Here is a 12,927-nt window from a genome sequence, read left to right as displayed (position 1 = left end):
GAGAAGGTGCCGGCAGGCGGATGAGGGGCGGGGCCAGCCTTGCGGCTATTCGCAAATCGCCGATGGCAGCCAAGGATGACCGTGCTCGATCCCGAATCCTTCCTCATCTCCATCTTCGACGCCGCCGTCGCGGCCGCCGATCCGGAAAAGACCATTCGCGATCATTTGCCGGCAAAGCCGAAGGGCCGCACCATCGTCATCGGTGCCGGCAAGGGCTCGGCGCAGATGGCGGCGGCCTTCGAGAAGGTCTGGGATGAGACGATCGAAGGCCTGGTCGTTACCCGCTACGGCTATGGCGCCAAATGCGAGCGCATCGAGATCATCGAGGCCGCACACCCGGTGCCGGACGCTGCCGGGCTCGAGGCCTCGCGGCGCCTGCTGGAGAAGGTGCAAGGGCTGACAGCGGACGATCTGGTCGTGGCGCTGATTTCCGGCGGCGGTTCGGCGCTGCTGCCGTCTCCGGCCGCCGGCCTGACGCTGGCCGACGAGATCGCCGTCAACGAGGCGCTGCTTGCCTCCGGCGCGCCGATCGCGGCGATGAATACCATCCGCAAACACCTCTCCACCATCAAAGGCGGCCGGCTGGCTGCCGCGGCCTGGCCGGCCAAGGTGGTGTCGCTGGTGGTCTCCGACATCCCCGGCGACAATCCGGCCCTTGTCGCCTCCGGCCCAACCGTTCCCGATGTCGGCAGCCGTGAGAATGCCCTGGCTTCTATATCAGCCTATGGCATGAAACTGCCGGACGCGGTCATGGCGCATATCCAGTCGCCGGCGGCCGACGCCCCAGATCCCGGCGATCAGCGCTTTGCGCGCAACGAGGTGCATCTGATCGCATCGGCCGGCGTGTCGCTGGAAGCGGCAGCGGTGGAAGCGAGGCGGCAAGGCATCGAAGCCGTCATCCTCTCCGATGCCATCGAAGGCGAAGCACGCGAGGTCGGCGGCGTCCACGCGGCCATCGCCCGCGAAGTGGCGACGCGCAACCGGCCCTTCCAAAAGCCGGTTCTGATCCTGTCGGGCGGGGAGACCACCGTCACGTTGCGGGCCAAAGGCAAGGGTGGCCGCAACTCGGAATTCCTGCTTGCCTTCGCCATCGGCATCAATGGCATCGAAGGCATTCACGCTCTTGCCGCAGATACCGACGGCATCGACGGCTCGGAAGACAATGCCGGCGCCTTCGCCGACGGCTCGACCGTTTCGCGGATGCGCGCGGCGGGTGTGGATGCCAAGGCGATGCTGGCCGGAAACAATGCCTGGACGGCCTTCAATGCCGTTGGCGATCTCTTCGTGCCCGGCCCGACCGGCACGAACGTGAATGATCTCAGGGCAATTCTCGTTCGCTAAACCGGCAGATCAAGCTGCCATCAGCTTCTTCACCTGCCTCATATCCTGCAAAAACCGCTCGCGTTCGGCTTCTTTGTCGGCGTGATCCCGAATGCGCAGGATGAAAGACGGATGGATGGTGAGGAAGACACGCAAGCCATCCTCGCGTTCGATCACCTGGCCCCGCATCTTGGTCACCGGGACCGCCTTGCCAAGCAGGGATAGCGCCGCCGTGGCGCCGAGCGCCACGGCGAGATTCGGCTTGATCAGGTCAAACTCGTGGTCTAGCCACCAGCGGCAGGCTTGAACCTCGCCGACATTCGGCTTGGAGTGGATGCGGCGTTTTCCGCGCGGTTCGAATTTGAAGTGCTTGACCGCGTTGGTGACGTAGACCTTCAGCCGGTCGACCCCGGCATCGTCCAATATGGCATCGAAAACCTTGCCCGCCGGGCCGACGAACGGCTGGCCGGCGAGGTCTTCCTGGTCGCCCGGCTGTTCGCCGACGAAAATCACCTTGGCGTTGTCAGGCCCCTCGCCGAATACGGTCTGCGTCGCATCGCGCCAAAGCGGACAGCGGCGGCATCCCTTGGCGGCCTCGCGCAATTCGGAAACCGTGTGCGCGTCGGGGTCATCAGGCGCTTCGGTAGGCTCATGCTTAGGCCAGTGCCTCGCCTGCACCTTGGCGTGGTGCGGCGCGGGCGTTGTCGGCATCTTCGCAATCATATCCCTAGCGGCCTCGTCCGCTCCTGCGATCAAGTCAGGAATGAGCGAGGCCTCGGGAAGGTTCCGCCAATATTTCTTCGGCATCTCCTTTTGCATGGCCTTCACCTTGAGGCGTGCCGGATTGAAGATGTGCTCGAAATAAGTCCTCCACAGCGTCTCGGTGTCGTCCTTGTCTGGCGCATCGCCCTTGGCCGCGCCCGGCCCGATCGCCAGCCTCTCGCCATCCCAATCGGCGGACGCGTAAGGCGTCAGGATCGTCCAGCGCATGCCGGTAAAACGCCTGATGAAGAAATCCGCATTGCGCTCGACGATGAAATGGTCGGGTTCGAACCAGGCGACATAGTGTTCATCCTCGCCGTCACCGATCTTCCGGAAGCGGACGAAGGCGTGCATCTTGTGGCTGTCGCGCCGCACCGCCTTTTCCATGGTTTCAAGCCGTTTGGTGTCGGGATCCGATGCGATCGCCAGCAATTTGGGCTCGGTGCGCAGCCGCCACAGCAGCCTGTAGAGAAAGGCGAAACGTCCGGGATCGGAATGGCAGAAGGCGGTCTCGGCGTGGCCGATGAAATCGCGTGGCACATTGAGCTCAGCGCCCTGCGGCACGTCAGGCAATTCGCTTGGCGGCCGGTCGAGACCGGCTACGACATGCCAGCTGATGTCCCCGGGGCTGACCTCATTCAACGCCAGCCGCCGAGCCGCGTCGCGCCAGCCGGCGAAATCGGTCTGGCTTTCAAGCCAAACGGTGTGGCGGGTGAGGTCGAGCTCGGCTGGCGGCATCGTCAAAACAGCGCCAGTTGTTCGCAGGATTGCACGATCTTGCCGCGCAGTCCGGCCTCGTCTGTGAGCGCGCCTGGCGACCAGCCTTCGGCGATGATGAAGGGCCTGAGCTTGGCGATCGAATGGCAGAGCCGGCCGACATCCTCGAGCCGCAGTCGCCGGTAGCGGCGGGTTTCGAGGATTTTCGCGACAACCTTGGTTCCCAGGCCAGGCACGCGCAGCAGCGCTTCGCGGTCGGCGCGGTTGACGTCGACGGGGAAGCGTCCCCGGTTGCGCAGCGCCCAGGCAAGTTTCGGATCGATGGCGAGATCGAGCATGCCATCGCTGCTGCCGGCCAGGATTTCAGGCTGCGAAAATCCGTAGAAGCGCATCAGCCAGTCGGCCTGGTAGAGCCGGTGTTCGCGCATCAGCGGCGGCTTCCGGAGCGGGAGCGATGACGAGGAATCGGGGATCGGACTGAAGGCCGAGTAATAGACGCGCCGCAAATGGTAGCTGCCATACAGCCGGGCGCTGGCGTGCAGGATGCCGTCGTCGGAGGTGTTGTCCGCGCCAATGATCATCTGCGTCGACTGGCCACCCGGGGCGAAGCGTTCGCGTTTTTTGGTCCGCAACGTCGGCTCGGCTTTTTCCTCCATCTTCCGGCGCAAATTGGCCATGGAAAGCCGGATTGTCTCCGGCCTCTTTTCCGGCGCCAGCTTCTTCACGCCCTCGTCGGTGGGCAATTCGACATTGATCGACAGGCGGTCGGCATAGAGCCCGGCCTTCTCGATCAGGTCCGCCGAACTCTCGGGGATGGTTTTGAGATGGATATAGCCGGAGAATTTTTCCTCCAGCCGCAGCCGCCGCGCCACCTCGACCATCTCGCCCATGGTCTCGTCAGGCGAACGGATGACGCCCGAGGACAGGAAAAGCCCTTCGACATAATTGCGCCGGTAGAAATCCATGGTCAGCTTCACCACCTCGTCGATGCCGAAGCGGGCGCGCCGCACATTCGAGGACGAGCGGTTGATGCAATAGCTGCAGTCGTAGATGCAGAAATTGGTCAGCAGGATTTTCAGCAGCGAGATGCAGCGGCCGTCCGGTGCGTAGGAATGGCAGATGCCCATGCCTTCGGTGGAGCCGATGCCGCCGGATTTCAAAGAATCCTTCTTCGCCGCGCCCGATGAGGCGCAGGAGGCGTCGTATTTGGCGGCGTCGGACAGGATTGCCAGTTTCTCACGAACAGGGAGTGCGCTCATTTGTTCATGATATGTTCTAATAGGCCAATGCGCCATCTCATTTGATGGTGACGGCGAAAAAGTGATCGCCGCCGGTCTCCCGCATCAGACTTCGTGCAGATAGAGATGATAGTCCAGCTCGCTTACCGTGCGCGCCACGCGCAGGTACTCGGACTGCTTGATCGCCACAAAGGTGCGGTGCAGGTCCTCACCGAGCGCGCCCTTCAGGAAGCTGGACGCCTTGGCCGCTTCGATGGCGGCCCGCCAATCGGCCGGCATCGTCGTGCGGGTGATTGCCGCTTCATAGCCATTGCCGGTCGTTTCGGGGCCGGGATCGAGCCCTTCGTCGAGGCCCTTGACGATGCCGGCAAGCACCGTCGCGGCAATCAGATACGGATTGGCGTCGACGCCTGATGGACGATGCTCGATGCGCCGGTTCTTTGCATCGCCGGCCGGCACGCGCAACGCTACCGAGCGGTTGTTGACGCCCCAGCTCGGCGCCACCGGCGCATAGGATTGCGAGACGAAGCGCCGCCAGGAATTGGCATGCGGCGCAAACACCAGCATTGATTCCGCCATGGTCTGGATCAGCCCGCCGAGGCCACGCAGCAGCGGCAGCGACCAGCTCTCGCCGGCGGCTTCCGCAAAGACGTTTCGGCCGTCCTTGTCCTGCAGCGAGACATGGAAATGCATACCGGAGCCGGCATATTTCTCGATCGGCTTGGCCATGAAGCAGGCGGTGACACCATGGCGGCGCGCCTGCGCCCGCACCAGCCGCTTCAGCATGACCAGATCGTCGGCCGCCCGCATCACGTCCTTGCGGTAATTCAGCGTCAGTTCGTACTGGCCGGGCGCATATTCGGAAATCACCGTCTCGGCCGGAATGCCTTGCGCCTTGGCGGCGGCGTAGATGTCGGAGAACAACGGCTCCATGCCGTGCAGATGGTCGACTGAATAAACTTCGGTCTTGCCCGAGACGCGGCCATCGAGCACCGCGCGCGCCGGCTGCACCTTGCCGTCGGCGTCGCGCTCATTGGCCAGCAGAAAAAACTCGAGCTCGAAGGCACCGGCGGGATAGAGTCCCTTGGCCGCCAATATGCCGACCTGCCGGGCAAGCGCCAGCCGCGGATCCGACGACATTGGCTGGCCGTCGAGATGATACATCGCCATCAGCAGTTGGCCGCGCGGTGGCTTCGTGCCGTAAAGCGGCACCAGCGTGCCCGGAATCGGCCAGGCCCTCAGATCTCCGTCGCCGCTGTCCCAGATCAGCCCGGTTTCGTGCACATCCTCGCCGGTGATGTCGAGGCCGAGAATGGAGATCGGCATATGCCGGCCGCCCTCGAAAATGCTTTTCAGCTCATGCCTGCGCACGATCTTGCCGCGCCCCACACCATTGGCGTCGGTCAGCACGATATCGAAGGCCTCGATCTCGGGATGGGCGTCGAGGAAGGCTTGCGCCTCGGTGGGCGTCGAGCCCGAAGGTGAGGTCATGATCGCACTCAAATTTGGCTTGGGCGCTTGTCTCACGCCGAAAGCTTTGCCGCAACCGCGCCGAACGCGGCGATCAGCCGGTTGACCTGGGTGCCTGACGTTGCCGGCGAGATCAGCATCATGTTGTGGAACGGTGCGATCAGCACGCCGCGATTGACCAATGCGACATGGATGGCAGCCTCCAGTTCCGGCGCATGCGCAATTTCCGCCTCGGCACCATTGCGCAGCGGGCCGGGCGCGCAGATGAACTCGACGCGTGCCCCGACGCGGGAGACATGCCAGGGCAGATTGTAACGATCGATCACGCCGTTCAGCCCGGCATCGAGCCGCCGCGCCAGATGATCCATGCGGTCGTAATTCTCTTGCGTCATCACCTCCTCGAGCGTGGCGCGCATAGCGGCGAACTGCAGCGGGTTGGCCGACAGCGTCGTGCCCATGCCGGAATATCCCGGCTCTTTCGTCCTGTTATAGTCGGCATAGCGCGAGGCGACCTCCTCGCTCATGCCCCAGACGCTCGCCGGCACGCCGCCGGCAATCGGCTTGCCGAGCACGAACAAGTCGGGCTCCAGCCCATATTTACTGGTGTAACCACCAGGACCGGTCGAGATCGTATGCGTCTCGTCGATCAAGAGCAGGGTGCCGGCTTCACGCGTCAATTTTCGCAGCGCATCATGGTAGCCAGGGTCGGCAAGTACCATGCAGGAATTGGTCAGCACCGGCTCGGCGATGACGCAGGCAACGTCCCTGTCCTTGAGCGCGGCTTCCAGTGCGGCAACGTCGTTGAACTCGATGACGTTGGCCGTGCGGGTCAGGTCGCGGAATTCGCCCGCCAGTCCCGGCCGGTTGACGGGCTTGCCGTCGATCAGCCGCACCATCGTCTCGTCCACCGAGCCGTGATAGCAGCCGTTGAAGACCAGGATCTTCTCCCTGGAGGTGACGGCGCGGGCGACGCGCAGCGCAAAGCGATTGGCGTCGGTCGCCGTGGTCGCGATCTGCCAGAACGGCAGGCCGAAGCGCTGCTGCAGCAGCGGCCCGATGGCCAGCGCATCCTCGGAAGGCAGCATATAGGTCAGGCCGCGCCCGGCCTGGCGGCGAATGGCGCGCGCCACCGGTGGAGGCGAATGGCCAAACATCGAACCGGTGTCGCCGAGGCAGAAATCGTCGAGCTTGTTGCCGTCCATGTCGGTGATCGTGGCGCCTCGGGCGCTGTCGACCAGGATCGGAAACGGTGTCGGCCAATCGTTCATCCAGTGCATCGGCACGCCGCCGAAGAAGCCGGGCAGGCCGTTGCCGACCTTGGTTTGTGATCTCGGCCGCGCCTCGCGAAAGGCTGCCCCCTCCGTCTCGCGCAATTGCGCGATGCGGTCGCGGCTGATCCCGCCGATGGTCTTTGAACTATCGCTGCCGTGCATGAAAATCCCTCTGGCTCATTCCTACTTACCCAATCCACCTCCGCAACGGCAATTGGCCGTGCGTCCGTTCTGCATTGGCTCAGTCGCCTGCGGCGGGCGCTTGACCCCACTTGCGAAGTCGGCGCCAATGCTGTCGGCAACGACAAGCGGGGAAAGAATGCGGACGATCATCTGCGTGACCATGCTCTTCCTGTCGGCCGGTACGGCGTTCGCGACCGGCGGTATCTGGTGCACCGTCGATGATCCACAGGTCAAATTCCAGGTTGATGCCGGCGTCACCACGGGCATGGGCGGCCCGACTTTCAATTTCCGCGGCGACCTCGAAATCAAGGCAAGGCCCACGGGTGATCCATTGCGCAAGACGGTGTTCGAGGATGCGAACCTCACCCAGTATTGGCTCGACGACAAGGAACTGCGGCTAAACATCTACCACGAGCAGCAGGTCGCCAAGATCTACAGTTCGGTCGAATTGACGATCCTGACCAGGGCCAGCGACGAGGGCGTCTATGACGGGCATTACAAGCTCGCTGTCTATGACAGCACCGCCGACAAGGAAAGCGACGGCAAGCCCGTCGATCTGACCGGCAAGATCTCCTGCGGGGCCGAGTGATCGGCCATCCCGGCTAGGCCGTGATGTCGATGACGCCACAGTCGCCGGCGGCGCTGCCGAAGGCGACGCGGCGTTCTTCCCTGTCCCACATCATCGTGGTGATGGCGCCCTTGCCCGGTCGCCGCAAAAGCACTTCTTTGGCGTCGGAAAAGCGCACGGCCATCACCATGCCGTCGTCGTAACCGACTGCGACGACGTCCTGGCTCGGATGGCAGGCGACCGCCGTCACCATGGCATTGCCGCGCGTGCCGAGTTCCAGCGGCGCCTTGCCCATCGGGCCGTCCTTGCCCGAAAACGGCCAGACGATCGCCGCCGGCGCGCCGGAACTGGCCAGCCACTTGCCTTTCACGCTCCATGACAGGCTTTTGACCTTGCCGGGATAGCCGCTCATGCGCATGTGCTTGCCGTCGGCCAGCTTCCAGCCATGCAGGGCGTTTTCCTGCATGGTGGTGACCAGAAAGGCGCCGTCCGGCGAGAAGGTGATGCCGGTGTGCGCGCCCGCCCATTCCAGTTCCACCGGCTTGCCCTCGGCGGCGGGGAAATGCAGCGTCGCGCCATTGTAGCGGGCGACGCCGAAGCGCATGCCCTTGGGCGAGAAGGCCAGCCCCTCGACCGAGCGCGGATGGGCAAATTCCCGGGTCTTGCCATCGGCGAAGCGCACGAAGGCGGTCTTGCCCGTGGCATAGGCGATGGCTCCTTGCGGCCCGGCGGCAACGCTGGTGATCCATTTTTTTCCCGCGTTCGCCACCTCCTGGGTCTCGCCGCCGGCTTTCACGGCAAAAACCTTGCCGTCCTCGCCGCCGGTGATCAGCCGGTCGTTGGCCGCGTCATGGAAGGCGGCAAGCAGCCCGTCATTGGCCTGCACCGTCTTGTGGCCATTGTCGAGCCGATGGACAGCACCATCGGCCAGCGCGAAATGCGGCACGTCGCCGAGGAAGACGGCGGCGACGCAATGGCCTTCGAGATCAAGCGGGGCAACTGTGGGCATGGGTTATCTTTGTTCGACTGGATTAGAATTGTAGAGGCGGCTTACTCGACGTTTGCGGTTCCGACAACCATCGGGATTGGCAAGTGATGAAGGGGCAGGCGTCAAAGCAGCCCCTTGGCTCGTAGATCCGCAGCGAATGCTGCCAACGGCATTACCAGAGTCAAATCCGATCCTGTGAGACGCTCGGCGCCGTAGCTTGCATACCACTTTGCCGCCCGCTCGCTCTTGGCGTCGATGATGAGCAGAATGCCGCCCCCTTCTCCCGCAAGCCGCAGGCAGCGCAATGCCGCCGCGGCAAGCAACTGACCTCCGAGGCCTTGCCCGGCGACGGTGCGATCGGTGGCAAGACGGCCAAGCTTGAAGCCGGAAACTTCGTGTCGTGCCAAGCCTCTCGTCAGGGCTGCGGGAACGGCTTCATGAGCGACGGCGGACGGCGCGATCGTATAAAAACCGAGTACACGTTCCGAAGCTGTATCGCCGATCGCGCAGAAGGTCTTGGCCGCATTCTGATCATGACTCTGTCGCGCGAACCGCTGCAGAAATTCGTTCATCTGCAGGTCGCCACAATCGAAGGACGCTCGATCGTGGCGTTTTGCTATTGGCTCCTCGTGCCAGGACGGAAGAGTCACAAAGTGTCCGGCAAGGCCGCAATCGCCGCCTTGAGCCTGGCGTTGGGTTTTGGCGGGTGTTCCAGCAGGTCCAGGATGCGCTTAAAGTCGCGGTCGGACACCTTCGTCACTTCAGCCGCATCAATCACCGCCTGCGCCGCAGGCACGATCTTATCGAGGATGAAGTCTGCCATGTCTTTGTGCGAGAGCGCAGCGGCGCGCGCGATCATCGCCTTCTCCGAAGGGGGAATGCGGATTTGGTAGCGCTCGGTCTTGTTGTCCGCAGGTCTAGGCATGGTCATTCCTCATCGCGATACGTACACATGATATGTGTACGTATCGCACAATTCAAGCTTTGAATCGTGTGGCTGAACCTAGGCCTGGCAGGCGTCAAAGCTCTTCTTCAGCCGTTCAGCGTCGAGTTCGCGTCCGATGAACACCAGCCGGCTTTCGTGCTTTTCGCCGTCCTTCCAGGCGCGCTGGTGGTCGCCCTCGATGATCATGTGCACGCCTTGGATGACATAGCGCTCGTCATCGCCCTTGAGCGCGATGATGCCTTTCAGCCGCAGGATGTTAGGGCCTTCCATCTGGGTGACCTTCTCGATCCACGGGAAGAATTTCTTCGGGTCCATCTCGCCGCCGCGCAGCGACACCGACTGCACCGTCACGTCATGGATGTCGGACGGATGAGCGTGATGGTGGTGGTCGTGCCCATCGTGGTGATGATGATCATGGTCGTGATGATCATGATCGTGGTCATGGTGATCATGTTCATCATGCGCTTCGAGGAAATGCGGATCGTTCTCCAGCGCCCTGGACAGGTCGAAGGCGCCGCGGTCGAGCACTTCCGACAGGGCGACGCCGGCGCGCGTCGTGCGGTGAATTTTGGCGGCAGGGTTGATGGCGCGGATCGTCGCCTCGACCATGGCAAGTTCTTCCGGGGTGACGAGGTCGGTCTTGTTGAGCACGACGACGTCGGCGAAGGCGATCTGGTCCTCGGCTTCCTTGGAATCCTTGAGCCTGAGCGGCAGGTGCTTGGCGTCGACCAGGGCCACCACGGCATCGAGCTTGGTCTTGGAGCGCACGTCGTCGTCCATGAAGAAGGTCTGCGCCACCGGCACAGGATCGGCGAGACCCGTGGTCTCGACGACGATGGCGTCGAAGCGGCCGGGCCGCCGCATCAGGCCCTCGACGACACGGATCAGGTCGCCGCGCACCGTGCAGCAGACGCAGCCATTGTTCATCTCGTAGATCTCCTCGTCTGATTCCACGATCAGGTCGTTGTCGATGCCGATCTCGCCGAATTCGTTGACGATGACGGCGTAGCGCCTGCCGTGGTTTTCCGACAGGATGCGGTTGAGCAGCGTCGTCTTGCCGGCGCCGAGATAGCCGGTGAGGACGGTTACGGGGATCTGTGTCTGCGCTTCGCTCATGGCTTGCCTCGAAATGACTGGGCCCTGAAATTCAGGCCGCGAAAAGGGATTGTCGGTTCCATATAGGATGTGCGCCGGGCTTTTGCACGGGGCAAACCATGGGCCAAAGCTGCCGACCGGGATTGTCCCGGCATCATGGCCGCGGAAGCGGCCGCCGTCCCCGGCGACGGAATGATCAACGGGCCTCTTGCCAGGGCTGTCCGGTCGTCGGATCGCATTCACGCAGTGGTCGCTCCGAATTCCCTTCACCCGAAACTCGTTTGTCATCTAACTGAAATAAACATCTGGCATCACCACGGCGGACACCGCGAATGCTTGCCGGCAAAGCTGTTTCGGATGCCGGAATCTTTTTCGATCGTCGATTGCCAACCGGCCGGCTGCGTCTATGCTGTGCGCACCGGTACGGCCGAAGAGGGATGACCATGGCCAAGGCGGACAAGACTGCAACGATGAGCCGGCTGCATTCAGCGGCAAGGCTGGCAAGGACCGCGCTGGCCGCGCGGCTCCTGGCGCATGGCTTTTACGCCGGCCAGGACCAGATCATGCTGGCGCTGGACCGTGAGGACGGCCAGACGCCGGGCAATCTCGCCGGGCGTCTTGGCGTGCGTCCGCCGACCATCACCAAGACCATCAACCGGCTGCAGGCACAGGGTTTTCTGGAGAAACGCGCGTCGGACTCCGATGCCCGCCAGGCCCATATCTTCCTCACCGATACCGGCCGTGAAACCATCCGCGCCATTGAGAAATCGGTGAAGAAGACCGAAAAGCAGGCGCTTAAGGGCCTCGACAAGAAGGACCAGAAGGCGCTGTTCAAGCTGCTCGCCCGCATCGAGGCCAACCTCTCCAACGAGGAACTGGTGCTGATCGATGACGACGCCGAGTCGGATGACTGATCTCTCCGGCCGTCAGGCTGCCGCGGTATTTCCGTGGATCAAGGACGACCAACGGCCCGGCGTCATGCCGAACGCTTTCTTGAATTGCCTGTTGAAGTGGCTCTGGTCGCTGAAGCCGGCCTCGATCGCGATCTGTGCCAAGGGCACGCCGGCGGCGATCATCCTGCGCGCGCTGAAGCCGGCGCATTACCAGGAAACGATGCGGGCTGGTCGAGAAGGCCGCGCGGAAATGTCTCGACAGGGCATAGCGGTCGAGACCCGTGACGGCTTCCAACTCACCCGAATGCACGGGCCGGTCGAGGTTTTCCGTGAGATACTCACCCGCCAGTGTCGCCGCCCGCCACGCCGTCCCGGCTATTGGCTTTGCCGGCTTGCCGGCATGCCGGTTCAGACTTTGCATCAGTCGCGCCAGGAAGTCGTCGACGAACAACTCGTCGAGTTCCTGCTCCAACGGCCCGAGCGCCGACAGCAGGGTCGCGCAGAAGGCCTCGTCCGCCACCACGCCGTCCCTGACGAAGGGCAGCGCCGTGCCGCCGAGACAGTCGAACATCAGTGACGGCTCAAGATAGAGCATCCTGTAGCGCAGGCCTTCTTCCGTGCCGGCGCCGCCATCGTGCAACTCGTCCGGATGCAGCACGATGACCTGGCCGGGCAGGCTCAGCCGTGCCGCGCCGCGATAGCGGAAGGTCTGCACGCCGCGCAGCGTCACCCCGATCGCGTAGGTGTCGTGGCGATGCGGATCGAAGGCGCTGCCGTGAAACCGCGCCTCGATGCGCTCCATCCCCGCGGGGTCGCGAGCGGAGATGATGCAGTTTTCAGCGGCATCGGCGCACAAACGTCCAAGACCCTCGAAGGCCTGGCGGTCTAGATCGAACGACATCGTCTACTTCAGTCTCGTTACACGGGGCCTAACCTTGAATGGCTTGTTTTCTCATGTTCGATACGAAATTTGCAATCGTACTGCGGCAAGACCTGGCCGTCTGGCAGAAACTCAACGTCACCGCCTTCCTGACCAGCGGCATTGTCGCCCAATTCCCCGACATCATCGGCGAGCCCTATCGCGACCGCGCCGGCAATCTCTACAATCCCCTGTCGATCCAGCCGGTCATCGTGCTCTCGACCGACCAGGCAACGATGAGTGCGATCCATCGGCGTGCGCTGGAACGCGGCGTCACCACCTCGCTCTATGTCGAGGAGATGTTCTCGACCGGCTTCGATGCCGCCAACCGCGCCGTCTTTGCCGAGTTCGCGCCCGAAGATGCCAAGGTGGTCGGCATAGCGCTGCGTGCCGAGAAGAAGGTGGTCGACAAGATAACCAAGGGCGCCCGCATGCACGCGTAGCGCCCGAAGGCTAAGCCTGACGCCGACTGTTGTTGTACCAGCGAGCTTAGGCGCGGCTGCGGGCGACAATTGGCTTGCCGGCAAGCCGCAATTCCCGCAAAGGTGGGGTTCCAG

Annotated in this window: 13 protein-coding genes and 1 pseudogene; 5 read left to right on the top strand and 9 right to left on the bottom strand. The window is 63.2% G+C overall.

The genetic code is table 11. The annotated features are described in order from the left end of the window. Positions 1-75 precede the first annotated feature (75 nt). Positions 76-1,341, top strand: coding sequence for a glycerate kinase (locus tag FJ543_RS14970; RefSeq protein ID WP_140875746.1), 1,266 nt, complete (start codon positions 76-78; stop codon positions 1,339-1,341). A 9-nt stretch (positions 1,342-1,350) separates the two neighbouring features. Here FJ543_RS14970 and FJ543_RS14965 read toward each other — a convergent pair whose 3' ends face one another. From FJ543_RS14965 to FJ543_RS14950, 4 genes are all read right to left on the bottom strand, one after another. After that, the gene (locus FJ543_RS14965; RefSeq protein ID WP_140875744.1) at positions 1,351-2,820 is read right to left on the bottom strand and encodes a UdgX family uracil-DNA binding protein; all 1,470 of its coding nucleotides are present in this window, start codon (positions 2,818-2,820) and stop codon (positions 1,351-1,353) included. A 2-nt stretch (positions 2,821-2,822) separates the two neighbouring features. After that, a complete protein-coding gene (locus tag FJ543_RS14960) occupies positions 2,823-4,058 on the bottom strand; it encodes a putative DNA modification/repair radical SAM protein (RefSeq protein ID WP_140875742.1) in 1,236 nt (411 codons plus the stop codon). An 84-nt stretch (positions 4,059-4,142) separates the two neighbouring features. After that, entirely contained in the window at positions 4,143-5,528 is a 1,386-nt protein-coding gene (locus FJ543_RS14955) for a glutamine synthetase family protein (protein WP_140615036.1), read from the bottom strand. A 32-nt stretch (positions 5,529-5,560) separates the two neighbouring features. Then, positions 5,561-6,940: an aspartate aminotransferase family protein gene (locus tag FJ543_RS14950; RefSeq protein WP_140875740.1), complete on the bottom strand. Its 1,380-nt coding sequence runs from the start codon at positions 6,938-6,940 to the stop codon at positions 5,561-5,563. Between the two features lie 157 nt (positions 6,941-7,097). Here FJ543_RS14950 and FJ543_RS14945 point away from each other — a divergent pair, with 157 nt between their 5' ends. Beyond that, positions 7,098-7,550, top strand: a complete 453-nt coding sequence (locus FJ543_RS14945; RefSeq protein WP_015314303.1) for a hypothetical protein — start codon at positions 7,098-7,100, stop codon at positions 7,548-7,550. Positions 7,551-7,563: 13 nt separating this feature from the next. Here the strand turns inward: FJ543_RS14945 and FJ543_RS14940 are convergent, their stop codons facing one another. The 4 genes from FJ543_RS14940 to FJ543_RS14925 all read right to left on the bottom strand — a co-directional run bounded on the left by FJ543_RS14940 (position 7,564) and on the right by FJ543_RS14925 (position 10,579). Next, positions 7,564-8,538, bottom strand: coding sequence for a WD40 repeat domain-containing protein (locus FJ543_RS14940; RefSeq protein WP_015314302.1), 975 nt, complete (start codon positions 8,536-8,538; stop codon positions 7,564-7,566). A gap of 101 nt (positions 8,539-8,639) precedes the next feature. Further along, on the bottom strand, positions 8,640-9,167 hold the full coding sequence (locus FJ543_RS14935) for a hypothetical protein (RefSeq protein ID WP_015314301.1): 528 nt from the start codon (positions 9,165-9,167) through the stop codon (positions 8,640-8,642). Further along, the gene (locus tag FJ543_RS14930) at positions 9,164-9,442 is read right to left on the bottom strand and encodes a DUF1778 domain-containing protein (RefSeq protein ID WP_015314300.1); all 279 of its coding nucleotides are present in this window, start codon (positions 9,440-9,442) and stop codon (positions 9,164-9,166) included. Before FJ543_RS14930 ends, FJ543_RS14935 begins: the two co-directional genes overlap by 4 nt. Before the next feature lie 78 nt (positions 9,443-9,520). Then, complete coding sequence (locus tag FJ543_RS14925; RefSeq protein WP_140723405.1) at positions 9,521-10,579, bottom strand: GTP-binding protein; 1,059 nt, start codon at positions 10,577-10,579, stop codon at positions 9,521-9,523. A gap of 135 nt (positions 10,580-10,714) precedes the next feature. On the opposite strand from FJ543_RS14925, the gene FJ543_RS14920 reads away from it, so the two are divergent. Together FJ543_RS14920 and FJ543_RS14915 are read left to right on the top strand one after the other, a co-directional pair. After that, positions 10,715-10,999 (top strand): hypothetical protein, encoded by a 285-nt coding sequence (locus FJ543_RS14920; RefSeq protein ID WP_140615028.1) that lies wholly within the window; start codon positions 10,715-10,717, stop codon positions 10,997-10,999. A 2-nt stretch (positions 11,000-11,001) separates the two neighbouring features. Then, entirely contained in the window at positions 11,002-11,472 is a 471-nt protein-coding gene (locus tag FJ543_RS14915; protein WP_015314298.1) for a MarR family transcriptional regulator, read from the top strand. 12 nt (positions 11,473-11,484) lie between these two features. On the opposite strand, the pseudogene FJ543_RS14910 reads toward FJ543_RS14915, so the two are convergent. After that, a pseudogene (locus FJ543_RS14910) lies at positions 11,485-12,352 on the bottom strand (AraC family transcriptional regulator). Between the two features lie 53 nt (positions 12,353-12,405). On the opposite strand from FJ543_RS14910, the gene FJ543_RS14905 reads away from it, so the two are divergent. Beyond that, on the top strand, positions 12,406-12,813 hold the full coding sequence (locus FJ543_RS14905) for a DUF2000 family protein (RefSeq protein ID WP_140788603.1): 408 nt from the start codon (positions 12,406-12,408) through the stop codon (positions 12,811-12,813). Positions 12,814-12,927 lie beyond the last annotated feature (114 nt).

Origin of the sequence: Mesorhizobium sp. B2-5-7 (assembly GCF_006440875.1) — a bacterium.
Taxonomy (GTDB): Bacteria; Pseudomonadota; Alphaproteobacteria; order Rhizobiales; family Rhizobiaceae; genus Mesorhizobium; species Mesorhizobium australicum.
Note: the sequence above shows the minus strand (reverse complement) of the source record. Positions and strands in the feature narration are given on the sequence as shown.